This window comes from Corynebacterium appendicis CIP 107643 (genome assembly GCF_030408415.1).
Lineage (GTDB): Bacteria > Actinomycetota > Actinomycetes > Mycobacteriales > Mycobacteriaceae > Corynebacterium > Corynebacterium appendicis.
Genome location: NZ_CP046976.1, coordinates 1804303 through 1830010, shown reverse-complemented (window position 1 = coordinate 1830010; position 25708 = coordinate 1804303). Strand labels below are relative to the sequence as shown.

The window sequence follows — 25708 nt, the reverse complement described above, 5'->3', positions numbered from 1 at the left end:
ACCCTTTCTTACCAGCCGGCGAAGCGCCGTTCGAGGCGTACGGGTCCGTCGACTCGTGATATCCCGACTGAGGCGAGGGAGCTATCGGACCCGTCGAGCGTGCGTGGGCGGGAGCGCAGAATACGGGAGCGGTGCGAGCGGATCGCAAGCGTGGAGGAAGTGGAGGAAGGGGACGAGAACTCGAAGAACAGCCCGTCCTTTGTCTCGCGGAGCGCTCGGTGGAACCGCTCGGCATCGCTGACAAGGAAAGCACCGTCGACGTTGACTGTGATGCGGTGGTCCGAAATGGGGCTGTAGCCGGTCGCCGGAAAAAGGCGTACGCGGGGATCGGCCCGGAAGAGGTCGGGGATCTCGAGGGCGGAGCTGAGGTAGATGGTCGCGTCGAGGGCGAGCCAGGTGCTGACCACCAGCTCGAGGACACCGGGGCTGGCGAACGCGGCATGGTGGTTCAGGCACACACTGATGTCGGTGGTGTCGAAGCGGACACCGGACGGGCGGGCGATGGGATGCGTGATGCGGTGGGCGAGGGCCGTGGTCTCCACATTCTTCACACGCGCTTCCTCTGCGGGGTCGGGGAAGCGGCCCCCGAAGTCGTCCTCGTCGTGGACGGCGACGGCGGCGGGTTCGTGAACGAAGGTCGCGCCGGCGTTCCAGGCGCGGAAACCGAATTCCCAGTCCTCGCCGCCGTAGCCGATAAAGGAACCGTCGAAACCGCCGATGCGCTCGAAGAATTCCCTCGAGCAAGTGAGCACGGAGGAGATGATGAAGCGCCAGGAGGTGTCGTCGGGGGTGGAGAGGTGGTGGGTGGTAGACCAGGCGTCGATAAGCCATTGGGGCTCCGTGCGTGACGGTCCTGTCAGCCGGGTGCCCACGACCACGGCGCGCGAGTCCGCCGCAACGTGGCGCGCGGCGGCGGCGAGGTAGCCGGGTTCGGGGACGGTGTCGCCGTCGAGGAAAGCGAGAATCTCGCCGCGGGCGTGGGACGCGCCGAGGTTGCGTGCGGCCGCGGCGCGGAAGCCGAGGTCGTCTTGGGTGACCACCGTCGCGTCGGGCACGTGAGGGACGTGGTCGGACCCGTCGTCGGCGACGATGATCTCCACCTCGTCGGCAACGTCCTGCGCGCGGACGGCCTCCACGACCCGGGCGAGGTGCTCGGGGGCGTTGTAGTGCGGGATGACGACGCTGATCATGCGCGGGTCTCCCAGAGCGTCTGCCACTGGGCGGCGACGTCGTCCCACGTCCATGACGGTGGGGCGGCCGGGTCGGTCGCAGTGAAAGAGTCGACGGCGGCGGCCCAGCCGCCGGGCGCGGACGGGTCGACGAGCGTGATGCGCCCGGGCAACCAGGCGTCGATCTCGCGGGTGTAATCCGAATCGGTGGCCAGCACGTGCCGGCCGGCCCCCAGCCACGTCATGAGCGAACCGGACGCGGAGAAGTGTGTGTGCGCACACACGGGAACGGCGATGCGGCCCATCTCAGCGGCGAGTTCGTCGTCGGTGAGCCAACCGGTGATCTCCGCGTCCAGTCCGGCGACGTTGGCGCGCCGGAGCAGTCCGTCTGCCCAGTCCTCGTGGCCTGATGACACGGAGCCCAAGAACCGCAGGCGGTAATCGGTGCCTGCGAGGTCGTCGATGAGGGCCTCGTACCCCTTACCGGGGTAGAGGAAGCCGAGAACGCCCACGGTGCCCGGTTCCGGGGCGAACGTGGAATCCACACGGGGGATGGGCAGGCGCACGACGGAGACCTCGGCGCCGCGGGAGCGGAAGAAGTGGGCCTCGTGGTCCGAGTTGGTCACGGCCACGCCGCCGGATTCCATGCAGGCGGAGGCGAGGCGCAGGTAGGCGGGGGTGCGCCGGGCGAAACGCTCCTCGCCCTCCTCCGGTTGGGGAATGTCGTGGAAGCTGACACTCAAGCGGCGCTGCCCGGCGCGGGCGAGCAGATTGTCCACGGCAGCGTCTGGGCTGGGGCCGAAGAGGTGGTCGGTGAACGTGGTGTGGATGAAGCCTGCCGGAAGCGGTGCACCGCTGAACTCTTCTTCGCGGATCACGGGGGCGTCCGCCGCCGCGGCGAGGGCGAGCGCGTACTCCGTCACCCCGTGCCCATCGGGCCCGACAACGAGGTGAGCGGGCTGGCTCATCGCAGCAGCTCCAGCGCCTCGATGCGATCGGCGTGGCGTTCCAGCCCGTGTTGGACGAGTGCCGGGCGTGCACGGAAATGCGCCAGTTGGGCGGCGACGATCTCGTCCCAGGGGATCTCCCCGGCGCCGCGGCGGGTCCATGTGGCGCGTTCGGGTACGTCGGCGCCTAGGGCGGAGGCGGCGTGGGCGTCGATGGGCGCGTCGAGCTCGCCGAGCATCTCGTAGTCGGGCAATTCGATGTCACCGCCCAAACCGAGAGCCTCACGGGCGCGGGAAGCGACGACCGCGAGCGTCGCGTTATCGGGGTGGTTCACGGTGTGCCAGACAGGGGCGGTCTGAAGGTAATCGGACACGACCACGGAGCCGTGGCGCTGCTCGCGGGAGCGGAGTTGCTCCACGGACATGTCTGCGGCGCGGCGGTACGCCTCGGCGGCGGGGCGGTGGGAGACCGGCTCATCCAACCCGCGTGCGGCGGCGGCCAGGATGCGCAGGTCGTGGTACGGGATCACCGGCGGGTCCTGGGAGGAGTCCTCCGGGTCGCGGATGATGGCCTGGTAGGGCATGAGGCCGTCGTAACGCAGGACAGGCACGATCACGTGGCGTGCGCCGCGGGGCAGCTGCGCGAGGGTCTGCGAGGTGCCCACGGGCAGTCCGCGGTAGTCGTCGCGGATCGGCTGGGTGACCAGGATGTCGGTGCGGGCGAGCATGTCGGCGAACCACTCCATGTCCTCCGGCTCAAGCTCGTGAACGGGGGCGATCCGCGTGGACTCGAGGTCCCCGGCGGACGAGATGAGACGGCGCAGGGACTCGGCCTGGCAATTACCTACGACAGTGAGAAACGGCATGGTCCCCCAATATAGCTGCGCAAACAGCAGCGAATCACGGGCGCTATGCCGATATGTGCGCGAGCGTTTATATTAGGTACGTGAAACGGGCCGACCCATCGGGGCCGGCCCAATTATTGCGAGCAGCACGTGAAGGGCGGTGGAATGAAAGTTCTCTCGATCCCTGCGGAACATGTCTACCCGCAGGCGATTCAGCCTGAAGGAGTGAGCTTTCACCCCGACCCCGACATCGACGGCAACTGGTGGCCGCACCCTGCGCTGGAGGCGCAGTGGTGGGACACGGAGCGCAATGTCGATCTCGTGCACATTCACTTCGGTTATGAGCACCGCACGCCGGAGCAGCTCCAGGAGCTCGTGGACGCGTTGCCGGTGCCGCTCGTGGTCACCGTCCACGATTTGGACAACCCGCACTTGTCGGATCCGGCTGACCAGGAACGCCACCGCGCGAATGTGGGCGTGCTCGTCCGCGCGGCCACGCAGGTGGTCACGCTCACCGAGTCCGCGGCGGCCACCATCGCGCAGCGCTACGGGCGGGAGGATGTGGCGGTGGTGGGGCACCCGGCCGTCGTCAAGCAACTGCCCGATGTGGAAGCGGACGCGGATGCCGCGGTCTTCCTGAAATCCTTGCGCGCGAATGCCGTTGCCGACGTGGATTTCTACCGCGCGATCGCAAATTTTGTCCCGCTGACCGTATACATGCACGACGTCGATGCGACGCGGGAGTTGCGGGAGGAGTTTGCGCGTATCGACGGCATCACCCCCGTCACCCACGCCCCCATGAACGACTCTGAACTGCACTCCGCTGTCGCCTCCCACCGCGTGTGCATCCTGCCGTACGTCAGGGGGACGCACTCTGGCTGGCTGGAAATGTGCCGCGACCTGGGAGTGAGCGTCGCTGTCCCTGATTGCGGCTGCTACGCCGACCAAGCGGACACGCCCGAGGCTGTGTCGGTGTACCGCAAGGGCGACGGGGCCGATGCGGGGCGCGCCGCCGCCGAGCTCCTCGCTGCCGGCCCGGTGCCGTACCGCGGCGACCGCGGGGCACAGCTGCGCGCGATCAAGCAGACTCACGCCGGGATTTACGCGGCTGCGCTCGACGCAGGGGAGGGGCGATGACGATCACTCTGCACGCAGCTAGCGATGTGCTGAGCACCCCGAAACTGCGGATCGCGTTTGTCGCGCCCGCGCGCTATCCCATCCGCGAGCCGTATGCCGGCGGGCTGGAGGCCTTCTGCCACACCATGGTCAAAGCGCTGCGCGAGGAGGGCCACGAGGTGGACTTCTACGCCGCCAGGGGCTCGGACGGCAACGTGAAGGGCTTCGAGCTGCCTGGCGTGGACTGGGGGTCCAACCCCGAGCGCGCCACGGACACCGGCTACCCGGCCGGTGAGAAGGAGCGGGAGGAGCAGGCATTTCTCGACCTGCGTGCGCACCTCGTCGCGGAGCAGTACGACGTGGTGCACAACAACAGCCTCAGCCCAGCGATGTTCCCCTCGGGGGCGTCGCCGGAGCCGTTGCCGATGCTGACCACGCTGCACACCCCGCAGCTGCCGGAAATCCAGGACGTGGTGGACGCCGCGGGTGAGGCGGCCGGCCGGTTCGCGGCGGTGAGCACCACCACGGCGCGCAGCTGGGACATGCCCACGCCCATAGAGGTCATCCCCAACGGGGTGAACGTGCGGCGGTGGGCAGCGGGCCCCGGCGGCGACGGCGCCGTCTGGTTCGGCCGCATCGTCCCCGAAAAGGGGCTGCACCTGGCCATGGACGCGTGCCGTCTGCTCGGCCTGCCGCTGACTATCGCGGGCCGGAAGGGCGACCACACCTACTTCCAGGAGGAGATCGCGCCGCGGCTGGACGGTCAGCTCATCCGCTGGGTGGGGGAGCTGTCCCACGCGGAGCTGCGCCGCCTTGTCGGCCGCCATGCCGTCTGCGTGGTCACGCCGCGCTGGGAGGAGCCGTTCGGGCTGGCGGCATTCGAGGCCATGTCCTGCGGCACGCCAGTGGCGGCCTTTGACCGCGGCGGGATGGGCGAACTGCTCGCACATGCCCCAGCTGTGCTGGTCAAACCGGACGATGTGGTGGGGCTCGCTGGTGCGATCCACCGCGCTCTCCACACTGACCGAGCCAAAGTCCGCGCCTGGGTGGTGGAGAACCACAGCCTGACACAGACAGCGCGGCGCTACGTCGATCTCTACCGGGAAGTGATTGTGCGGTGAGCAAACTCATCGGTATTTACTCGCACCACCAAGGCAGCGGGCACATTCAGCGGTGCCGGATGATCCAGCGTGAACTGCGCGAGCTGGACTGGGACGCCGTCATCTTGTCCACCGCGCCGGGTGCGGATGTGGTGATCGCCGATGACGCCGGCCACGGCCACTCCGGCCGCGCGATAACCGCTGGCGGCACCCTCCACTACGCGCCGTACGGCAACCGCGGGCTGCGGGAACGCTTCGCGGCCGTCGCTTCCTGGGTGGCTGGGAATGACCCGGCGGCGTTCTACGTGGACGTCTCCGCCGAGATGTGCATGTTCCTGCGCCTCATGGGCGTGCCCGTGATCACGCTGGCCATGCCCGGTCTGCGGGATGACCCGCCGCACCAGCTTGCCTACCGCCAGTCCGACGCCATTATCGCCGCGTGGCCGTCCTGGGTGCCGGTGCCTGAGCACATGCGCATGCACTCGGACCGGCTGCACCCGGTCGGCGGAATCACCAGGCTCCAGCGGCTCGATCCGGCGCAGGAGTCCGAGCGCGACCCGCACCACGTCGTCGTCATGGCCGGCCAGGGCGGGTCCACGTGGGAGCCGGGGGACTGGGACGCTGTGGCGGTGGCCTGCCCCGACTACCGCTTCACGTTCCTGACCGGGGACAACCGCGTGGATGACCCCACGGAGCTCATTGCTTCCGCCGGGGTCGTGGTGGCTGCAGGCGGCCAGAACTCCATCGCGGACATCGCGCACCTGGGTGCGCCGGCCGTGATTCTCCCGCAGCCGCGGCCGTTCATCGAGCAGAAGACGTCCGCTCAGCTCCTCGCGCGCAAAGGACTCGCTGTCGTGCCCGAGAGTTTCCCGGCGCCGGAGGACTGGCCGGGGGTGCTCGCCGCCGCACGCGAGCTGGGCGCCGACTGGTCCCGCTGGGAAACAGACGGGTCCGCGCGCCGGGCAGCCGAGGTGATCGCGCACGTCGCCGAGGACCCGGCGGGCGCGAAAGCGGCCATTGTGACGCTCGCCAACGTGGGCCGAGCCAGCCACCTCACCCACCAGGTCAACCTCGCGCCGGAGGGCACGGACCACATCACGGTCGCGCTCGCCGACCACAAGGCGCTGGAGAAAGCGGTGCCCAAGAGCCACGTGATTTCCACGGGCAGCGGTGAGCACGACACCACCAGCCACCCGAATCTCGCCCGCGCGCGCAACCGTGGCGCCGCCGAGGCGATTGCGCGCGGCAACGAAGTGCTCATCTTCCTCGACGCGGATTGCCTCGCCGGCGGCGATCTCGTCCCGCTCTACACGAAGGCGCTCGCGGAGCACCCGGATGCAGTCGTGGCTGGCCCCGTCACCTACATGGATGAGGGGGAGCTGCGCACCGTGCGCCCGGACCCCCACCCTGCTCGCCCGAACCCGCCCGCAGGCGAGATCGTCCGCGCCGACAATTACGACCTCTTCTGGTCCCTGTCGTTCGCGTGCACCGCTAAGACATGGGCAAGAATCGTCGAGGCTTTCGGCGGCTTCGACGAGGCATATTCCGGCTACGGCGGGGAGGACACGGACTTCGCCTGGAACCTGCGCTCCCACGGCATCGACCTTCTGTGGGTCGGCGGCGCGCACGCGTTCCACCAGTGGCACCCGGTCTCATCGCCGCCGTGGCAGCACCTCGACGACATTCTCCGCAACGCCGCGGTCTTCCACGGCAAATGGGGGACGTGGCCCATGGAGGGATGGTTGCGCGCGTTCGAGGAAGCGGGAGCAATCGCGCTTATCGACGGAACCTGGCAGCGCACGCCCTAAACCTCCTGCTCCTCCACATCGAGGCCGAGGAGGTCTGCAAGACGCGCTAGATCCTCGTTGAGCTGGCTGAGTTCGACATCCGATTTCTCAGCGGTCCCCCCACCGGTCTCCCCAGCGGTCTCGGGGTTCTCGAGCTCGCCGATTGCGGTTTCCGCAGAGCGCTGTAGGGAATCGAGGTGGTTCTCGGTCTCGCTGACAAGTGTTGAGCCCTCCTCCCCGCGGTCGGCGGCTAAGTCTTTGACCGCTTCGAATACGGCGCGAGATGCGTGAACCGCCCCGATCGCGTCGTGGGCATCGTGTACCGGCTGCCCAGTCTTACGCAGTGCGCCGCGCACGATCGTATCCATGGTGATGTCGCGGGCTTCGATGAAATTCGACTTGTCGACGGTCATCTTGAGCTGTTCGACATCGCCGATGAGTGTGTCCGCGATCTCGCGGCGCTCGCGCGGAGTGGTCGGTTCTTCCGGCTCGGATGTCTCCGCAGCTAATTCCGGCCACAGGTCTTTCTCGATGCGGTGGAATCCGAGCCACTCGGTGAATGTCTGGTCGCGCTCCTTCAGGTCACCGGCCTGCGTCCTGTACTCCTCCTCGCGTGCGTTGATGCGCTCGTCGAGCACGCCGACGGACACTGCCAGCGGGCTGATGCGCATGTATTTCTCGCGGGCAGCGGGGTAGAGCTGCTTGGCCCGCGCATCGTCGCCCGCGGCGTAGGCTTCGGCGAAGTCCTCGACCTGAGGAAGGAACTCAGCGAGTTCCCGCCGCGCAAACGTGACGTAATTATCGCGGGCTGTCTCGAGCTGCTCCTCTGCGGAACCTTCGGCGGCGGTGTCCGTATCGCCGGTGACCGTGAATTCCGCCGGGCCGATATCGGGGCCGCGCCACCCAAGTTTGCAGGCGGTGGCGTAGTCTCCGGGATCCAGCGACACAGTGAGGTCAGCCGAAGAGCCCGGCATGATGTTGTCGCGGGAGGCGTACACGCGCCCGCCGCCCGGTGCGAGCACGAAGAAAGCCAGAGGTGCGCCGGCGGAATTCTCGACTTCAAATGTCGAGGTGCCTGCCTCTACCGAGTCCACAGCCACCGCGCACTCGGTATCGGTTGCGGTGACCTCGATGGTTTCCCCGGCGGTGGCCTGCGCGCAGCCGCTCAGCGTGAAAGTGAGGGTCGTCGCCGCGAGAACGGAAGGGAAGCGATTCATGGTGCGACTATATCCATTCCCGCGCGAGTGGCTAGAACTTCGGTGCGCGACGCTCCAGGAAGGCGGCGACGCCTTCTTTGTGGCCGGGGCTTTGCAGCAGCTCGGTCTGGAAGCGGGCCTCGTTGACCATGCTGTTCGGCAGCTCGGTGAGGGAGACGCGGTTGACGGCGCGCTTCGTCTCGGCGACAGCGCCGCGCGGGGAGGCGGTAAAGCTCTCCGCCCACTGCTTCGCTTTCTCAAGGGCGCCACCAGTCGGCGTGACTTCCGCGAAAAGACCGAAATCAACAGCGTCGGCGGCGGGGATGCGCTCCTGCAGCAGCACCAGCTGCATTGCACGGTGCCTGCCTATCGACGCCGCCAGCGTCGCCACCGCGCCACCGTCCGGCATGAGGCCGATGCGGCCGAAGGGGAGGGTGATGAACGCGGATTCTGCCGCGACGATGAGGTCGCACGCGCAGGCGAGCGACGCCCCGACACCGGCGACGGCGCCCTCGGCGGCGGCGATGACTGGGACGTCGGCGCGGGTGATCGAGCCGATCATGTGCTCGATTCCACCCAGCGAGTGAGCGGCGACCTCCGCGGTGCTCTCACCGGTGAATGCCTCGATGTCCATGCCGGAGCAGAAGGACTTCTCGTCGCCGGTGACGATGATGCACCGCACCTCCGGGTTGGCGTTCGCCGCCTGGACGGCATCGCCGATCGCCCAGTAGGAATCCGGCTCCAATGCGTTCCGCTTGGAGGGGTTGGAGATGCGGACGAGGGCGGTCGCGCCGTCGATAAGCGAAGTGATGTTGCCCTTGAGTTCGCCTGACATAGCTGCCTCTACTTGACGAAGCCCGCGAGGCGGCCCGTGATGATGTCCGCTGCTTCGTTGGCAATGCGCGGGACCAACTCGCCGCAGGTCGGGATGTCGTTGATGACACCCTGGACCATGCCGCAGGACCAGATGCCCGCGTCCAGGTCACCGTTCTCGTACACCTTGCGGCCGCGCTGGCCGGAAACGAGGTCGCGGACCTCGGGGAACTGCGCGCCAGCATTGAGCTTTTCGACGACCTCGCGGCTGACCTCGTTCGACGCTACGCGCGCCGTGTTGTTTAGAGTGCGGAAGATGAGCTCGGTGTCCAGCTCGGAGCGCTCCACGATCGCTTCCTTGACATTGCGGTGGACCGGCGCCTCCTCGGTGCACAGGAAGCGGGTGCCCATGTTGATGCCCTCCGCGCCCAGCGCGAGAGCCGCCGCCATGCCGCGGCCGTCGGCGATACCGCCGGACGCCACGATCGGAATGTCCAGCTTGTCCGCTGCGGCCGGAAGAAGAACCAGGCCCGGAATATCGTCCTCGCCCGGGTGGCCGGCGCACTCGAAACCGTCGACGCTGACGATGTCCACGCCCTTTTCCTGCGCGCTGAGCGCGTGACGCACGGAGGTGCACTTGTGGACCACGGTCACGCCCGCGTCCTTCAGCATCGGGACGAGCTTCGCGGGGTTCGCACCGGCGGTCTCCACGATCTTCACGCCCTTCTCGACTGCCACCCGCAGGTACTCCTCGTACGGCGGCGGCGTGATCGTCGGCAGGATGGTCAGGTTCACGCCGAACGGCTTGTCGGTCATCTCCCGCATGCGGTCGATTTCCTTGCCGAGGTCTTCCGGCGACGGCTGCGTCAGCGACGTGAGAATGCCCAGGCCACCCGCGTTGGAGACGGCGGATGCGAGGTCGGCGGTGCCGACCCACTGCATGCCGCCCTGGATTATCGGGTGCTCGATGCCGAGCAATTCGTTGACGCGGGTCTGAATCGCGGCTGCCATTGTCGGTTCTCCTTTTCGTCTCGTTCGACCCGTTTGTTCCGGAGTCGGTTGTTCGAACTAGCTAATGAGAGCCACATTACACATTGGCGGCAAGTGTTGCGTAGGTAACGCGAAACTGGCCTCGGGTGTTCGCTGTGTCCGGCCAGGTTCGTCGAACGGCCATGTGGAATTAACTTTCCTGTCAGTCCGAGCGCATATTTTTCGCAGTGTGTCTTCCACGTCCCGTCGCACTCTGCTCAAGGCGCTCGCGATCGGTGCGGGCTCCACGCTCGTCGCCCCGGCCCACGCATTTGCCCAGTCCAGCAGCGGATCCTCCGGCGGCTCGTCGGTGCTCCAGCTCTTCGGTCCCGCGGGCGGGAGGTCCGTCGGGTCATCGGAATCCGGCCTGGTCGTCGGGAATATCGGCTCCAACGGCCGCGGCCGCTTTCTTGCCGGCGACGTGCAGGTGGTCACGGTGACGGAGGATTCCGCGACCATCACATGGTTGACGTGGGATGCCGAGAGTGCGCGCGACAAAGCGCCGAAAGGTATGCCGACGGCGGGTGAACTCCGCGTCTGGCCAGTGGACAACTCATCCGACACCACCGTGGTGGCCAGCCCGTCCGACCGCTATTTCCACCAGCTCACAGTCACCGGTCTGCGCGCCGACACCACCTACGCCTTCCTGGCCACCTCTCACGGAACCGAAGCCGCCGCGACGCAAAACGGAAGCAGGAGGATACCCGCCTGTTCACCACCCTGCCGCGTCTGTCCGGCCCGATGCTGGGCACCATCGTCGTGGCCAACGACACCCACATCGGCGAGAACGGCGACGGCATCTGGAAGAACAATTTCCCGCCGCCGGCGCGCTCCCTGCCGGGGGAGCGCCCGTACCCGGAAGTCTCCCTCGACGCGGTGATCGACACCGCGCATTCCGTCGGCGCCAGCCACCTGTTCATCAACGGTGACGTCACCTCGGAAGCTCGCCCGTGGGAGATCACCAAAGCTCAGGAGCTGCTCGGCCGCTTCAACGGCACCGTGCGCTGCACGCGCGGCAACCACGACCGACCGCACAAGCTTTCCGACGGGCCCGAGTACGCCGACGCCCTCGCCTACGACGACAAGCGGACCGACGGCTGGGGAGCAGCGTTCGAACCCCGCCAGACCGCCTGGGTGGAAGATGTCCGCGGCGCCGGCGGAAATCTCGTCGCGCGCGTAGTGGGTATCGACTCGACGAAGCTCGACTCCAGCGGCGAGATGATCTCCCGCGAGCAGTTCACACAGATCCAAGCGATTTTCGACGAGGACACGGTAACGCCCACCGTGGTCATGCTGCACCACCCGGCCACGCGTCAGGCAGCGTGGTCGAACCCAGCTGGCCCCGCCTTCGTGCTCCGTGACATGGACATCATGCGCCTGCAGCGGATGATCGCTGCCCAGGACAACATCAAGCTCGTTTTGTCCGGCCACACTCACCGTGGCCGCAACAACCGCCCGGACGTGGCCAAGAACACTGTGTTCTTAGAGACCCCTGCGGCGAAGAACTGGCCCACCGGCGCGACCCAGATTCGTTTCTTCGACGACGGCATGGCGGTCAACTTCCGCCAGAATTCCTCCGAGGAAGCTCTCCGGTGGGCAGCGCGCACCCGCTGGACCATCTTCGGACTCAGTCCCGAAACGATGCTCGGCCCGCTCGATTCGCGGGCTCTGGTGATCCGCTACTAAAAGTCGAAGTCGAAGCCGCCGCCGTCGCCGAAGCCGCCGAAGTCTCCGAAACCGTCGAAGAATCCGCCTCCGTCAGCAGCGCCGCCGCCAACGTCTCCCATGTCTCCGGCGTCCGCGCCAGCGTCGCCCATGTCAGCGCCGTCGGCACCTGCTCCGTCGAGACCACCGGCCTCGAAGCTGCTCGCACTGGCGGCGGTGGCCATGCCCGCGAACATGGTGGAGTAGAACATCATGGAGCTCGCCGCCCACACACCGGTCATGGCGGCGGGTGCCCACCATGCGGTGGAGTACCAGCCGGCTGGGACGGGGCGGCCGGCGACAGCGCCGCCGGGGTAGTAGTGCGGGGTGGCGGAGCTTGCGTACGGGGATGCCTGCACTGTCTCGCCGTCGAACTCGGCGCTGCGGGGCTCGCTCACGCGGCCGGCCTGGCGCTGGGCTTCGAGCTCCGGAAGCTGCGGGCCGGGCGCCAACCCGAGGATCTCCCGTGCCGCGTTGACGTAATACAGGCCCTCGAGCGCGGACTCGCGGGCCAGCTGCGCCTGCTTGACGGTACGCGCCTGAGTCAGTGCGGAGTTCGCGGCGTTGTAACGCTCGGAGGCGTCCGCCATTGCCTGGGTGGAGGCGGTGTCTGTTCCGGAAATGGTCAGCACCTGGTGGCCGAGGCGCTCGACCCAGCGCCGGGCATCGGCCAGCGCGTCCTCGAAATTGGCTCCCTCGACCTGCGCGCGCTGGCTGTTATTCTGCGTGCGGCCGATGAGCATCACGACGCCGCCGACGGCCGCCGCGATGACGAGCAAGGTGAGAAGTCCCATGTCGATCCTTTCCGTAGCTGCTTTCTCCAACGATAACTGAGTCTCCAGCATTCCCTCCGGAACGCTTTAGCTGAGTCTTTTTGGAGTGAACCGTGCGGTGGGATACACTCGACCCCGCGCGTATTCACACACGTTTACGCACGTGGGAATGTCGTATAGTGGCTAATACCTCAGCCTTCCAAGCTGAAGACGCGGGTTCGATTCCCGTCATTCCCTCCACTTTCGGCCGGTCGCCGCCTAATGCGGGGCCGGCTTTTCGCTACTTAGCCCAGAACGCGTGGCAGGGAGGCGTCGATAAGCATGCCGCTTCTTTGCGTCCCGCAGGCATCCTGGAAACATGTGGACCGCAATAACCCGGCCCCCAATGAAACGGCGGTTTTTCGGCTCACGCTAGAATCATCTCCCGTGAGCTAGCGCCGGTCACCGGCCGGGGCTTGCAACGACCAACGGGGCGTGGCGCAGTTTGGTAGCGCACCTGCTTTGGGAGCAGGGGGTCGCAGGTTCAAATCCTGTCGCCCCGACAAGGAGCGCCGAACAGGGCGGCTCCCCGAAAACTTTGAACGAATCCGCAAAACTAGCCAGGAGAGAATTTCCGTGAAGACTTCCGTGGACAAGCTCAGCGACACTCGCGCGAAGCTGACCGTGACCGTTCCGTTCGACGAGCTCGGCCCGGAAATCGACCAAGCGTACAAGGCCATCGCACAGCAGGTCAACATCCCGGGTTTCCGCCGCGGCAAGGCACCGCGCCAGCTTATCGACGCCCGCTTCGGCCGCGGCCCCATTCTCGAGCAGGTCGTCAACGACATGCTGCCGACCCGTTACGAGACCGCTGTGACCGAGAACGACCTGAAGGTCATTGGCCAACCGGAGATCGACATCACCAAGATCGAGGACAACGACTTTGTCGAGTTCACCGCTGAGGTTGACATCCGTCCTGAAATCGAGGTCCCGGACTTCTCCACAATCTCCGTCGAGGTGCCGGCCCTGAAGATCGACGACGAAGCCATCGACGAAGAGCTGGACAACCTGCGCGCCCGCTTCGGCGAGCTCAAGGACACCCGCCGCAAGTTGAAGAAGGGCGACTTCGCGATCATCGATCTCGAAGCCATCATCGACGGCGAGAAGATCGAGGAGGCCTCCACCGAGGGCATCACTTACGAGATCGGCCGCGACGACCTCATCGAGGGTCTGGACAAGGCCATCAAGGGACTCAAGACCGGCGAGGAAGCAGAGTTCACCTCCGAGATCCAATTCGGCGAGCACAAGGGCGAGGAGGCCACCATCAAGGTCACCGTCCAGCAGTCCAAGGAGCGCAAGCTGCCGGAACTCGACGAGGAATTCGTCCAGATGGCGTCCGAGTTCGACACCGTCGAGGAGCTCCGCGAGTCCACCAAGAACCAGCTCGAGGAGAACAAGAAGGCCCAGCAGGCCGCCGACATCCGCGACGAGGTTCTCAAGGCCGCCCTCGAGCAAACGAAGTTCGAGCTGCCGCAGGCAGTTGTCGACGAGCAGGTCCACAACCAGCTCCACCAGATTTTGGGCCAGATGGCCCACGACGAGAACGCGTTCGCCCAGATGCTTGAGGCGCAGGGCACCACCCGCGAGGAATTCGACAAGGAATCTCGTGAGCAGGCTGAGGAGTCCGTCCGCACCCAGCTGTTCCTCGACGCCGTCGCCGACCTGGAAGAGCCGGAAGTCTCCCAGCAGGAGCTCACCGACCACATCCTGTTCACCGCGCAGTCCTACGGCATGGACCCGAACCAGTTCATCATGCAGCTGCAGCAGTCCGGCCAGGTAGCTAACCTGTTCGCCGATGTCCGCCGCGGCAAGGCTCTCGCCGCCGCGATCTCCCGCACCACCGTCAAGGACGACGAGGGCGACTCCATCGACCCGAACGAGTACTTCGGCGAGATCGACGAGGACAAGGTCGCTGAGGCTGAGGCCGCCGACAAGGCTGTTGCCGACGCCGCGACCGAGTCTGAAACCGAAGACGACAAGTAAGACCCTTCTCTGAACCTCCCAGCCGTGTGAATTCGTCGCCGGCCGGGAGGTTCTTCGCTGCCGCGTCGGGGGAACGTCGATTAGCAAAGCGTGCCCCTCTACGCTGTCAGCGAACACGGCCCCGCGGGCGGAATCCGCAACTAGGGTGGGGCGTTATCGTAGGCGAGAAACGATGATTGAAATGACTAAAAGGAGCACATCGATGACTTCTCCGGCAACCGGCATGAATTTGGGCGACTCGGTATACGAGCGTCTGCTGCGCGAGCGCATCATTTTCTTGGGCCAGCAGGTGGACGACGAGATCGCGAATAAGCTGTGCGCACAGATCCTGCTGCTGTCCGCGGAGGACCCAAACCGCGACATCTCGCTGTACATCAACTCGCCGGGTGGCTCAGTGACGGCTGGCATGGCGATTTACGACACGATGAAGTACTCCCCGTGCGACATCGCCACCTACGGCATGGGCTTGGCTGCGTCGATGGGCCAGTTCCTGCTGTCCGGCGGCACGAAGGGCAAGCGTTTCGCTCTGCCGCACGCGCGAATCATGATGCACCAGCCGTCGGCTGGCGTGGGCGGTACTGCGGCGGACATCGCGATCCAGGCTGAGCAGTTCGCGCAGACGAAGCGCGAGATGGCGGAGCTCATCGCGGAGCACACCGGCCAGACCTTCGAGCAGATCACCAAGGATTCGGACCGCGACCGCTGGTTCAACGCCCAGGAGGCGAAGGAGTACGGCATCGTGGACCACGTGATTTCCAGCGCCCAGGGCACGATCAGCAACTAACCGGCAGAGCTACACACAGAGGAGATAAACACTATGTCTTTCCAGATGCCCAACTCCCGTTACGTCCTGCCGAGCTTCATCGAGCAGTCGTCGTTCGGCACGAAGGAGACCAACCCGTACTCGAAGCTGTTCGAGGAGCGCATCATCTTCCTGGGCACCCAGGTCGACGACACGTCCGCGAACGACATCATGGCGCAGCTGCTCGTGCTGGAGTCCCAGGACCCGGATCGCGACATCACGATGTACATCAACTCGCCGGGAGGTTCGTTCACCTCGCTGATGGCGATTTACGACACGATGCAGTACGTCCGCCCCGATGTCCAGACCGTGTGCCTCGGCCAGGCCGCGTCCGCCGCTGCGGTCATTCTCGCAGCGGGTGCGCCGGGTAAGCGCGCCGCGCTGCCGAACTCCCGCGTGCTCATCCACCAGCCTGCCACCCAGGGCACCCAGGGCCAGGTGTCCGACCTCGAGATTCAGGCCAAGGAGATCGAGCGCATGCGCCGCCTCATGGAGGATACGCTCGCGCGACACTCCGGCCGCACCTCCGAGCAGGTCCGCATCGACACCGACCGCGACAAGATCCTCACCGCCGAAGAGGCTGTCGAATACGGCATCATCGACCAGGTCTTCGACTACCGCAAGCTGAACGCCTAAAAAGCATTCGCTTATCGACGCCCCGCCCCATCCCTCCCGGGATGCGGCGGGGTATCGCGTTTCCGGCGGCTAGTCGCAGATGATCATCAGCTCTTTGAGCTCAGCAGGAACGCCAAGCTCTTCTAGATGCGCTTCGTCGTAACACTTGAAGCCGGTGTAGGTCTGACCAGCTGACTCAATGGCCTCCCATTCCTTACCGTTCCAGAACATGTACGCGGAGGCGTCCGTGGCGTAGATGCCCACGCTTGCAAAGCGGCCATCACAGTAGTCAGAGACTTCCTCGCCGACCTCGCCTTCTTCCACCGTCTTCCACTCGCACGGCCCCTTGTCAGATCCGGCTCCCGCGCCAGCTTCCTTGTCGCCCTTGTCTTCAGCATCCGCCTCTTCGTCCTCAGTCTCGTAAATGGTGGACACAGTGGTCGATGAGCGCTCGCTGGTCTCCTCCTTCTCGCTTTCCTCCGCGGCAGAAGAGGTCTCCGGCGCGGAGGTCAGGTCCGGTTCGGCGAGCTTCTCATCGTCGGTGCCGCAGGCGGCGACAGCCAACGGGAGAGTGAGCGCGAAGAATGCGGCGGTGAGTCGGCGGGTAGTCATGGTGTGAGGGTCCTTGTCGTGTCGAATGTCGCTTACCGCATACCTTAGCGCCTTACCTGAACCAGCCCTCCGACCACTACTTTTCCAGGAAAGCCAGCAACGCCTCGTTGAATTTGTCGGGCTGCTCGGTTCCAACTTGGTGGGAGGCGTCATCGATGACGACGCATTCGGCCTCGCCGGTCACGCCCGCGGCGATCTCCTGGAGCTGCTTCGGGCCGGTGGAGGGGTCATCGGCGCCCGCGATCGTCAGCACGGGCACGGTGATCTCCTGCAGGCGCTCGTCGAAGCCCCATTTCGCCAGGGCATCGCCGCATTGCGCGTACGCCTCCGGGTCGACGGAGCCCACCATCGCCTTGAACTTATCGACGACAGCGGCTTCCCGTTCCTTGAACCCTTCCGTGAACCAGTTGTCCACGGTCGGGTCCACGATGGAATCCATGCCGCTGGTGCGGGCCGTGTCGGAGCGTTCCTGCCACTTGCCGGCGCCGCCGAGGAATGTCGCCGTGGAGGCGAAGACGGCGCGTTCGATGCGGTCGGAGGTCGCTGCCAAGTACTGCGCGACCGCGCCGCCCATGGACAGCCCGACGACGGTGCAGCGCTCGATCCCGAGGGAATTCAGGGTCTCCAGGACATCCTGGGCGAGGTCGTCGACGCTCGTCATGCCGAGATCGACGGCAGGGGTGGGGGATCCGCCGTGGCCGCGGTGATCGATGCGCACGACGCGGTAGGTGTCCTCCAATGCGGGAAGCTGCGGCTCCCACGCCTCGTGCGTGGTGCCGATGGACGGCAGGAGGACGACGGTTTTCTCGCTGGATTCATTGCCGGATACGATGGAATGCAGTGTGGTCATGCCTTTCATTGTTCCCAAAAAACACTCCGCCCGCAGGAGCCCAGCGGGGCCTCCCACCGAGCGTGGGGGCCATCTGAAATAGTGGTGGGGAGAAGTACGCGGCTGTGTTCGAGTGGTTCGAACGGCCGCATCGGGAATGTTCACCCCACCAGGTAGCGTTGGGGTTCACAGCACGATCCTGAACCGACGAGAAGACGTGAAAAGCGAGAAGTAGAACACCCCATGGCAGTTACGCAAGACAGTTCCGACCTGTTGAAGTGCTCCTTCTGCGGCAAGAGCCAGAAGCAAGTGCGCAAGCTCATCGCCGGCGGCGGCGTGTACATCTGCGACGAGTGCATTGAGCTGTGTAACGAGATCATCGAGGAAGAGCTCGCCGGTTCCCAGTCCCAGGACAGCGGTGAGGAAGGAAAGCTTCCGCGCCCATCCGAGATCACGGCGTTTTTGGACCAGTACGTCATCGGGCAGGACCCGGCCAAGCGCACCCTTGCGGTGGCGGTGTACAACCACTACAAGCGTGTGCGCACCGAGAAGGGCAGTCTGCGGAAGAAGGACGAGGACGTCGAGATCGCCAAGTCCAATATCCTGTTGCTTGGCCCCACCGGTTCGGGCAAGACCTACCTGGCGCAGACGTTGGCGCGCATGCTGAATGTCCCGTTCGCGATTGCGGACGCGACGAGCCTGACCGAAGCCGGCTATGTCGGCGAGGACGTGGAGAATATCCTGCTCAAACTCCTCCAGGCCGCGGACTTCGACGTGGACCGCGCGCAGAACGGAATCATCTACGTCGACGAGGTGGACAAAATCTCCCGCAAATCGGAGAACCCGTCGATCACCCGCGACGTCTCAGGCGAGGGCGTGCAGCAGGCGCTCCTGAAGATTCTGGAGGGCACCGTCGCGTCCGTTCCGCCGCAAGGCGGGCGCAAGCACCCGAACCAGGAGTTCATCCAGGTGGACACCACCAATATCCTGTTCGTGGTCGCCGGCGCTTTCGCGGGCCTGGACAAGGTCATCGCAGAACGCGTGGGCAAGAAGGGCATTGGCTTCGGCGCGGAGATAGACAGCGCGACCGAGCGCGAGGAGCAGAATATGCTCGCTCAAGTGCAGCCCGAAGACCTGGTCAAATTCGGTCTCATCCCGGAGTTCATCGGCCGCCTGCCCATCGTGGCGGCAGTGGAGAATCTCGACGAGGAATCCCTCGTACGCGTGCTCACCGAGCCGAAGAATTCCCTAGTGAAGCAGTACCAGAGGCTGTTCTCGATGGACGGGGCGGAGCTTCGCTTCACCGATGACGCATTGTCCGCAGTGGCGAAGAAAGCCGCCGACCGCGGCACAGGTGCCCGTGGACTCCGCGCGATCATGGAGGACACGCTCGTGCCCATCATGTACGACCTGCCCGACCGGGACGACGTCGAAGAGGTCGTTGTCGATGCCGGCGTCATCGATAACGGCAGCGAGCCGGAATACGTGCTGCGGAAGTCCAAGAAGTCCGCGTAAGACCCTGCGCTATTCCCCGGAGGGGGTGGCGGGGTAGTTGGGGTCGTAGATGTCGTCGATAAGCGTCTCGCCTATGTAGTCTCCCTCGCTGGGCTCGTCCTCGTCGGCGGGCTCTGCGACCTCGGGTGCGGAAAACGTCAGGTAGGACTCGTAGCCCGAGTGGGGGATATTCGACGTCAAAAACGTCAGCACCGCGTCGATGGTGAGGCGGCGCATGCCCTCCGTGTTCGTGGGGCTGAGCATGTTCATCCCGCCGAATTGATCCATCGTGGCGTGGTTTCCGATGCGGAAGAACGTCAGCGACGCGATCAGCACTGCCACGTCAGTTGCGGAAATTCCCGGGCGGAACGCGCCCGCGTCCTGACCCATGAGCAGCAGGCGTTCGATCTGAAGGAGAACCTCCGAATCGCTGCGTGTCGCGGTGACGTCCTCCGGGCTTAGAACCGGGTCGAGGTTCTCGCGCAGGAAGAGCTGGATGGAATCCGGGTTCTGGATCATCCGGTTGTACAACACGTCCACGAAGCGGCGGATGCCCTCCACGGGTACCGCGTAGGAGCGGTCGAGGAATTCCTGCGGCGGGGTGAAACTCCATGCTGCGCGGGTGAGTGCGCGGCGGTACAGCTCGCGCTTGTCGCCGAAGTGGTAGTGCAGCATGCGCTTCGACATGCCGGCCTCGCGCGCGATCGTGTCGAGCTTCGTGGAGGTGTACCCCTCCCGTGCGAAGTGGGTCAGCGCAATGTCCACGGCGCGGTCCAGTGCGGCGGTGTCGGCGGCATCGGCCTTGTCGGTGTTCTCCGCCGCGCCGCCGCCGGACCGGGTGCCGGGATGCGTGGACTCCGTCACAGCGTCTCCTTCGAAAACTTCCTCATTTATTTGCGACGTCAAAATTGACCGCCGTCTCCTTAACATCGTGCCCAAATGGGGTTGGCCGTGCCGAATGAACGGAAGAATGTGGGCGCAGAATGTGGAAATTGCCTAGTGCGACGGGGGTAGCATGGGTGGTGTCAGGAAGCCCGCACGCCTATTCGGGGGTTCCGTCCCGTCGGGTAAGGGGAAGCCAAGCGAAGGAGAAGAAATGACTAATCCGCTCGATGCCACACCGTCTGTCAAGGTCACTGTCACGGGTGCCGCAGGCAATATCGCGTATTCACTTCTATGGCGGATCGGCTCCGGCGAGGTATTCGGGGCAGACACGCTCGTGGACCTCGCGCTGCTGGACATCCCGTCGGCGGTGGGCACGGTCGACGGTGTGGCGATGGAGCTCAACGACTCCGCGCTGGGCAATGTCCGCTCGATCACAGTCACGGACGACCCGGCGAAGGCGTTTGACGGCGCTAACGCGGCCTTTCTCGTCGGCGCGAAGCCGCGCGGCGAAGGGGAGTCGCGCGCGGACATGCTCGCAGCGAACGGCAAGATTTTCGTCGAGCAGGGCCGCGCGATCAACGACCACGCGGCGGACGACGTGCGCGTGCTCGTCGTGGGCAACCCTGCGAACACGAACGCATACATCGCGAACAAGGCGGCGCCCGACGTCGGCGCGGAGCACTTCAACGCGCTCATGCGCCTCGACCACAACCGCGCGATCTCGATGCTGTCGGAGAAGCTCGGGGAGCACTCGAGCGCGTTCGAGAACATCGTCGTGTGGGGCAACCACAGCGACACCCAGTTCCCGGACACCACGTACGCGACGGTGGGCGGCGAGTCCGTGGCGGACCGCGTGGAGCGGGAGTGGTACGAAAACGAGTTCATTCCGCGGGTGGCCAAGCGCGGCGGCGAGATCATCAAGGTGCGCGGCCGTTCGTCGGCGGCGTCTGCGGCGTCGGCCGCCGTGGACCACATGCGCGATTGGGTCACCGGAACGGAGGGCAAGTGGACCACGGCTGCGGTCGTCTCGAAGGGCAGCTACGGCGTCGACGAGGGGCTCGTGTTCGGCTTCCCGGTCATCGGCATCAACGGCCGTTGGGGCGTCGTGGAGGGGCTCGAGCTTGACGACGATCAGCGTGCGCGCGTCGACGCCAACATCGAAGCGTTGCGCGCCGAGGCGGAGATCGCCGACAAGCTCTTCTAACACCCTCGAAGCCGGCTGGGCGCGACGGCTACACTATTTAACCGTGACTGAATCTAGCGCGACGTACAACGAGCAGCTCATCGGTGTCAGTAGGGCGGACGCCCTGCCGAAGAGCTGGGAGCCTCAGGACCTCGAGCAGGGGATCTACGAAGAGTGGGTGGACAAGGGCTACTTCACGGCCGACCCGTCGTCGGACAAGCCCGCCTACTCGATCGTGCTGCCCCCGCCCAATGTGACGGGTCAGCTGCACATGGGCCACGCGCTGGACCACACGCTGATGGATTCCCTGGTGCGACGCAAGCGTATGCAGGGCTACGAGGTGCTGTGGCTGCCGGGCATGGACCACGCGGGCATCGCCACGCAGACCAAGGTCGAGGCCATGCTCAAGGAGACCGAGGGCAAGGACCGCTACGACTACGGCCGCGAGGAATTCATCTCGCGCGTGTGGGAGTGGAAAGAGAAGTACGGCGGCACCATCACGTCGCAGATGCGCGCGATCGGCGATTCCGTCGACTGGTCGCGGGAGCGCTTCACACTCGACGAAGGGCTGAACCGAGCGGTCGTCACCATTTTCAAGCAGCTTTTCGACGCCGGGATGATCTACCAGGATTACCGCCTGGTCAACTGGTCCCCGGTGCTGGAGACAGCCGTCTCCGATATCGAGGTCGTGTACAAGGATGTCGAGGGCGAGTTCGTCTCCATCCGCTACGGTTCGCTCAACGACGACGAGCCGCACCTCGTCGTGGCCACCACCCGCGTGGAGACGATGCTGGGAGATGTCGCCATCGCCGTCCACCCGGACGACGAGCGCTACCAGCACCTCGTCGGCCAGGAATTCGATCACCCGTTCCGCGACGACTTGAAGCTGAAGGTCATCGCCGACGACTACGTCGACCGGGAGCTGGGCACCGGTGCAGTGAAGATCACCCCGGCCCACGACCCGAACGATTACGAGATGGGCCTGCGCCACGACTTGGACATGCCAATCATCATGGACAAGACCGGCCACATCGCTGACACCGGCACCGAGTTTGACGGCCTGACCCGCGAGGAAGCCCGCGTGAAGGTGCGCGAAGCTCTGGCGGAGCAGGGGCGCATAGTCAAAGAGGTCCGCCCGTACGTCCACTCCGTCGGCCACTCGGAGCGCACCGGCGAGCCGATCGAGCCGCGCTTGAGCCTGCAGTGGTTCGTGAAGGTCTCCGAGCTGGCCCGCATGTCCGGCGAAGCAGTCCGCGAGGGCGACACCGTCATCCACCCGGATTCCCTGGAGAAGCGTTACTTCGACTGGGTGGACAACATGCACGACTGGACCATTTCGCGCCAGCTGTGGTGGGGCCACCGCATCCCGATCTGGTACGGCCCGGAGGATGAAAACGGTGAGCGCGACATCATCTGCCTCGGCCCAGATGAGGAAGCGCCCAAGGGCTACGAGCAGGACCCGGACGTCCTGGACACCTGGTTCTCGTCCGCCCTGTGGCCGTTCTCCACGATGGGCTGGCCGGACACCACCCCGGAGCTGGAGAAGTTCTACCCGACGACGGTGCTGGTCACCGCCTACGACATCCTCTTCTTCTGGGTTGCGCGCATGATGATGTTCGGCACCTTCGCCGGCACTCAAACAGCCGATGTCCTGGGCCAAGGCCAGGACGATCGGCCGGAAGTACCGTTCAAGAACATCTTCCTCCACGGCCTCGTCCGCGACGAGAAGGGCCGGAAGATGTCCAAGTCGCTCGGCAACGGCATTGACCCGATGGACTGGGTGCGTGACTACGGCGCAGACGCACTGCGCTTCGCGCTCGCCCGCGGCGCGAACCCGGGCATCGACCTGCCCATCGGCGACGACAACGCAGCGGCCGCCCGTAACTTCGCCACCAAGCTCTACAACGCCACCAAGTTCGCGCTGATGAACGGCGCGGCTGTCGGCCCGCTGCCAGCGCGCGAGGAGCTCACCGACGCAGACCGTTGGATTCTGGACAGGCTGGAAACGGTGAGGGGGCACGTCGATAAGCTTCTCGACGACTACCAGTTCTCCAAAGCCAACGAAGAGCTCTACCACTTCGCGTGGGACGAGCTGTGCGACTGGTACCTCGAGATCGCCAAGACCCAGATCCCGCGCGACGGCGTCTCCGAAAAGGGCCGCAACACCCAGATCGTGCTCGGCCGCGTCCTCGACGTGGTCCTGCGCCTGCTGTACCCGACCATGCCGTTCGTCACCGAAGTGCTGTGGAAGGCACTCACGGAGAAGGACTCTCTGTGCCTCGCGCCGTGGCCGACCGCGGAAGACACCAATGGCGGTGCAGAAGTCGACGAAGTCGCCCAGCGCCGCATCACCGACGCCATTGCGCTGATCACCGAGCTGCGCCGCTTCCGCTCCGACCAGGGCGTCAAGCCGTCGCAGAAAGTCCCGGCGCGCCTGGACTTTGCCAAGGCAGACCTCGCGGGTCAGGAAGACATGATCCGCTCCATCGCGAGGGTGGAGGTGCCGGGGGAGGACTTCGGGGCGTCGGCAAGCATTGAAGTGCGTCTTGCCGAAACCACGCTGGACGCGGCCCTGGACACCTCGGGCACCGTCGACGTCGCGGCTGAGCGCAAACGCCTCGAGAAGGAGCTCGCCGCAGCGGAGAAGGAGCTGGACAACACCGGCAAGAAGCTCGGCAACGAGTCCTTCCTGTCCAAGGCCCCCGCCGAGGTCGTAGAGAAGATTCGCGAACGCCAGAAAGTCGCGCAAGAAGAAGTCGAGCGCGTCACCGCGCGCCTCGCCGCGCTGCCGGAGGCCAAGTAGTGGCGGACAGCGACCAGGAGAGCGGATACGACATCCGCATGGACGAAGACGGGCTCGTGCTCAATTTGGGCGACGAGCTTATCGACGGCACCCCCGACGACCCCGACTCTGCCGCCCCCGTCCCGCGTCCCGTGTCCGACGCGGACCGCGCGGAACTCGCGCGCGTGGAGAGCGAATTGCTCGCGCGCTGGCCCGAAACGAAGATCGACCCGAGCCTCGAGCGCATCGAGATGCTCATGGACTTCCTCGGCCACCCGGAGCGCGCGTACAAGGTGATCCATGTCGCGGGCACGAACGGCAAGACCTCGACGGTGCGGATGATCGAGTCGCTGCTGCGCTCCTTCGGCGCGCGTGTCGGGCGCACGACGAGCCCGCACCTGCAGTCGATCACCGAGCGAGTCGGGATCGACGGCGAGCCGATCCACCCGGCTGATTTGGTGCGCATCTACGAGGAAATCAAGCCGTTCATCGAGCTCGTCGATGCCAAAAGCGACCACCCGATGTCCTATTTCGAGGTGACCGTCGCGATCGCACTCGCTGCGTTTGCCGACGCCCCCGTCGAGATCGCCGTCGTCGAGGTCGGCATGGGTGGCACGTGGGACGCCACCAACGTCGTTGAATCCGACGTCGATGTCATCATGCCCGTCGGTCTCGATCACACCGACTACCTCGGCGACACCATCGCCGAGATCGCGGGGGAGAAGGCCGGCATCGTGCGCCGCCCCGAAGCTGTCACCGTGGTCGCGAACCAGGAGCCAGAAGCGATGCGCGTCATCCTGGAGCGCACCGTCGAGGTCGGCACCGCTGTTGCTCGCCTCGACGAAGAATTCGGCGTCGAAGAGGCCGGCGTGGCCGTCGGCGGCCAGACCCTGACGCTGCGCGGCCTGTCCGGCACGTACGACAAGGTCTTCCTGCCGCTGTCCGGCCCTCACCAGGCGCGCAATGCCGCCGTGGCGCTCGCCGCCGTCGAAGCGTTCTTCGGTGCGGGCGCGGAAAAGCCCCTCGACGCCGACACCGTGCGCGCCGGGTTCGCCGCAGCCGTGTCCCCGGGGCGCCTCGAGCGGGTGCGCTCCACCCCCACGACGTTCATCGACGCGACCCACAACCCGCACGGCGCCCAAGCCCTCGCCGCCGCAATCGAGCGCGACTTCAACTTCGCGCGTCTCATCGGTGTGCTCGGCATTCTCGACGACAAGGACGCCGTCGGCGTGTTCACCGCGCTCGAGCCGGTCTTGAGCGAGGTGGTCATCACCCAGAACTCGTCGCCGCGCGCCACCGACGCCTACGAGCTCGCCGAGACCGCTCGCGACATCTTCGGCGAAGAGCGCGTCCACGTCGAGGAACACCTGCCGTCCGCGTACACGCTCGCCGTCGAACTCGCCGAAGAAGCGCTCGAAGCTGTCGGCGTGCAGTCCGGCTCGGGCGTGCTCATCACCGGCTCGGTCGTCACTGTCGGCGAGGCCCGCGCCATGTTTGGAAAGGACCCCGAATAATGTCCCGCACGCCCCGTAAACCCGTCGAGTACGGCCCGCTCGGTCCCGGCTCAGCGCCCGTCAAGGACCCCATCAAGGGCCTGTCCGGCGTACTCTCCGGGACGCTCGTCATGGAAGCGATCACCATCTGGCTGTGCCTTACCGTGATCCTCAAGATCAACGACGGCGAGCTGTGGACCACGTTCAACTGGGTCTTCGTCACCGCCATGGGTGCCGTGCACTTCATCGCGGCATTCTTCCAGCGCCGCCCAGGAGCGTTGCTTTTCGACGTCGCCCTCCAGGTGCCGTTGATCATCATCGGCTTCTTCATCCACTGGTCCGTCGGGGCAGTGGGCATCATGTTCGGGATCGTGTGGTTCCTGATCGTGAAAATGCGCGCCGATATCCTGGAGCGCCAGCGCCGCGGACTGCTCACCACGCAGCACCTCGGCACCGCGGACGAGGGGTAGCGGGCTTGAGGGGTGCCCGTCGATAAGCTCCGTAAAAAATGT

23 protein-coding genes and 2 tRNA genes are annotated in these 25708 nt (G+C 65.7%); 15 read left to right on the top strand and 10 right to left on the bottom strand.

The window, feature by feature from the left end:
- Window positions 1-8: 8 nt before the first annotated feature.
- From CAPP_RS08960 to CAPP_RS08950, 3 genes are read right to left on the bottom strand one after another with little or no spacing between them, the layout of a single operon-like run.
- The gene (locus CAPP_RS08960) at window positions 9-1190 is read right to left on the bottom strand and encodes a glycosyltransferase family 2 protein (protein ID WP_076599665.1); all 1182 of its coding nucleotides are present in this window, start codon (window positions 1188-1190) and stop codon (window positions 9-11) included.
- On the bottom strand, window positions 1187-2137 hold the full coding sequence (locus CAPP_RS08955; protein ID WP_076599630.1) for a glycosyltransferase family protein: 951 nt from the start codon (window positions 2135-2137) through the stop codon (window positions 1187-1189). The genes CAPP_RS08960 and CAPP_RS08955 overlap by 4 nt, the downstream gene beginning before the upstream one ends.
- A complete protein-coding gene (locus CAPP_RS08950; protein ID WP_076599631.1) occupies window positions 2134-2982 on the bottom strand; it encodes a WcbI family polysaccharide biosynthesis putative acetyltransferase in 849 nt (282 codons plus the stop codon). The genes CAPP_RS08955 and CAPP_RS08950 overlap by 4 nt, the downstream gene beginning before the upstream one ends.
- Window positions 2983-3126: 144 nt before the next feature.
- On the opposite strand from CAPP_RS08950, the gene CAPP_RS08945 reads away from it, so the two are divergent.
- Genes CAPP_RS08945 through CAPP_RS08935 form a run of 3 tightly spaced genes read left to right on the top strand, consistent with a single transcriptional unit; the run spans window position 3127 to window position 6985 of the window.
- Window positions 3127-4098, top strand: a complete 972-nt coding sequence (locus CAPP_RS08945) for a glycosyltransferase (RefSeq protein WP_076599632.1) — start codon at window positions 3127-3129, stop codon at window positions 4096-4098.
- Window positions 4095-5198, top strand: coding sequence for a glycosyltransferase family 4 protein (locus tag CAPP_RS08940; RefSeq protein WP_084560632.1), 1104 nt, complete (start codon window positions 4095-4097; stop codon window positions 5196-5198). Before CAPP_RS08945 ends, CAPP_RS08940 begins: the two co-directional genes overlap by 4 nt.
- Complete coding sequence (locus tag CAPP_RS08935; RefSeq protein WP_076599633.1) at window positions 5195-6985, top strand: glycosyltransferase; 1791 nt, start codon at window positions 5195-5197, stop codon at window positions 6983-6985. Before CAPP_RS08940 ends, CAPP_RS08935 begins: the two co-directional genes overlap by 4 nt.
- Here CAPP_RS08935 and CAPP_RS08930 read toward each other — a convergent pair.
- Genes CAPP_RS08930 through CAPP_RS08920 form a run of 3 tightly spaced genes read right to left on the bottom strand, consistent with a single transcriptional unit; the run spans window position 6982 to window position 9984 of the window.
- A complete protein-coding gene (locus CAPP_RS08930; RefSeq protein WP_076599634.1) occupies window positions 6982-8181 on the bottom strand; it encodes an imelysin family protein in 1200 nt (399 codons plus the stop codon). The genes CAPP_RS08935 and CAPP_RS08930 overlap by 4 nt on opposite strands.
- A 31-nt stretch (window positions 8182-8212) precedes the next feature.
- Window positions 8213-8995, bottom strand: a complete 783-nt coding sequence (locus tag CAPP_RS08925; RefSeq protein ID WP_076599635.1) for an enoyl-CoA hydratase-related protein — start codon at window positions 8993-8995, stop codon at window positions 8213-8215.
- 8 nt (window positions 8996-9003) lie between these two features.
- The gene (locus tag CAPP_RS08920) at window positions 9004-9984 is read right to left on the bottom strand and encodes an NAD(P)H-dependent flavin oxidoreductase (RefSeq protein ID WP_076599636.1); all 981 of its coding nucleotides are present in this window, start codon (window positions 9982-9984) and stop codon (window positions 9004-9006) included.
- 208 nt (window positions 9985-10192) lie between these two features.
- Between CAPP_RS08920 and CAPP_RS08915 the strand changes: the two genes are divergently transcribed.
- Window positions 10193-10882 (top strand): fibronectin type III domain-containing protein, encoded by a 690-nt coding sequence (locus CAPP_RS08915; protein WP_234958943.1) that lies wholly within the window; start codon window positions 10193-10195, stop codon window positions 10880-10882.
- The gene (locus CAPP_RS08910) at window positions 10780-11688 is read left to right on the top strand and encodes a metallophosphoesterase family protein (protein ID WP_290173266.1); all 909 of its coding nucleotides are present in this window, start codon (window positions 10780-10782) and stop codon (window positions 11686-11688) included. Before CAPP_RS08915 ends, CAPP_RS08910 begins: the two co-directional genes overlap by 103 nt.
- On the opposite strand, the gene CAPP_RS08905 is transcribed toward CAPP_RS08910, so the two are convergent.
- A complete protein-coding gene (locus tag CAPP_RS08905; RefSeq protein WP_076599637.1) occupies window positions 11685-12500 on the bottom strand; it encodes a hypothetical protein in 816 nt (271 codons plus the stop codon). The genes CAPP_RS08910 and CAPP_RS08905 overlap by 4 nt on opposite strands.
- 144 nt (window positions 12501-12644) lie before the next feature.
- On the opposite strand from CAPP_RS08905, the gene CAPP_RS08900 reads away from it, so the two are divergent.
- From CAPP_RS08900 to CAPP_RS08880, 5 genes are all read left to right on the top strand, one after another.
- Window positions 12645-12719 (top strand) — tRNA-Gly (locus CAPP_RS08900).
- Between the two features lie 228 nt (window positions 12720-12947).
- Window positions 12948-13021, top strand: a tRNA-Pro gene (locus CAPP_RS08895).
- Between the two features lie 73 nt (window positions 13022-13094).
- Window positions 13095-14501, top strand: coding sequence for a trigger factor (tig, locus tag CAPP_RS08890; RefSeq protein ID WP_076599638.1), 1407 nt, complete (start codon window positions 13095-13097; stop codon window positions 14499-14501).
- 202 nt (window positions 14502-14703) lie between these two features.
- Entirely contained in the window at window positions 14704-15285 is a 582-nt protein-coding gene (locus CAPP_RS08885) for an ATP-dependent Clp protease proteolytic subunit (protein WP_200803294.1), read from the top strand.
- A gap of 33 nt (window positions 15286-15318) precedes the next feature.
- Window positions 15319-15939, top strand: coding sequence for an ATP-dependent Clp protease proteolytic subunit (locus tag CAPP_RS08880; protein WP_076599640.1), 621 nt, complete (start codon window positions 15319-15321; stop codon window positions 15937-15939).
- Window positions 15940-16008: 69 nt separating this feature from the next.
- Here CAPP_RS08880 and CAPP_RS08875 read toward each other — a convergent pair whose 3' ends face one another.
- Window positions 16009-16530 (bottom strand): hypothetical protein, encoded by a 522-nt coding sequence (locus CAPP_RS08875; RefSeq protein WP_076599641.1) that lies wholly within the window; start codon window positions 16528-16530, stop codon window positions 16009-16011.
- Window positions 16531-16606: 76 nt separating this feature from the next.
- Window positions 16607-17380: an alpha/beta fold hydrolase gene (locus CAPP_RS08870; RefSeq protein ID WP_076599642.1), complete on the bottom strand. Its 774-nt coding sequence runs from the start codon at window positions 17378-17380 to the stop codon at window positions 16607-16609.
- A gap of 222 nt (window positions 17381-17602) precedes the next feature.
- Here CAPP_RS08870 and clpX point away from each other — a divergent pair, with 222 nt between their 5' ends.
- A complete protein-coding gene (clpX, locus tag CAPP_RS08865) occupies window positions 17603-18874 on the top strand; it encodes an ATP-dependent Clp protease ATP-binding subunit ClpX (protein WP_076599643.1) in 1272 nt (423 codons plus the stop codon).
- 9 nt (window positions 18875-18883) lie between these two features.
- On the opposite strand, the gene CAPP_RS08860 is transcribed toward clpX, so the two are convergent.
- Window positions 18884-19717, bottom strand: coding sequence for a TetR/AcrR family transcriptional regulator (locus tag CAPP_RS08860; RefSeq protein ID WP_076599644.1), 834 nt, complete (start codon window positions 19715-19717; stop codon window positions 18884-18886).
- A 232-nt stretch (window positions 19718-19949) separates the two neighbouring features.
- Here CAPP_RS08860 and CAPP_RS08855 point away from each other — a divergent pair, with 232 nt between their 5' ends.
- The 4 genes from CAPP_RS08855 to CAPP_RS08840 are packed head-to-tail and all read left to right on the top strand — an operon-like array spanning window position 19950 to window position 25666.
- A complete protein-coding gene (locus CAPP_RS08855; protein ID WP_076599645.1) occupies window positions 19950-20942 on the top strand; it encodes a malate dehydrogenase in 993 nt (330 codons plus the stop codon).
- A 43-nt stretch (window positions 20943-20985) separates the two neighbouring features.
- On the top strand, window positions 20986-23724 hold the full coding sequence (locus CAPP_RS08850) for a valine--tRNA ligase (RefSeq protein WP_076599646.1): 2739 nt from the start codon (window positions 20986-20988) through the stop codon (window positions 23722-23724).
- A 38-nt stretch (window positions 23725-23762) separates the two neighbouring features.
- The gene (gene folC, locus CAPP_RS08845; RefSeq protein WP_076599667.1) at window positions 23763-25217 is read left to right on the top strand and encodes a bifunctional tetrahydrofolate synthase/dihydrofolate synthase; all 1455 of its coding nucleotides are present in this window, start codon (window positions 23763-23765) and stop codon (window positions 25215-25217) included.
- The gene (locus CAPP_RS08840) at window positions 25217-25666 is read left to right on the top strand and encodes a DUF4233 domain-containing protein (RefSeq protein ID WP_076599647.1); all 450 of its coding nucleotides are present in this window, start codon (window positions 25217-25219) and stop codon (window positions 25664-25666) included. Before folC ends, CAPP_RS08840 begins: the two co-directional genes overlap by 1 nt.
- Window positions 25667-25708 lie beyond the last annotated feature (42 nt).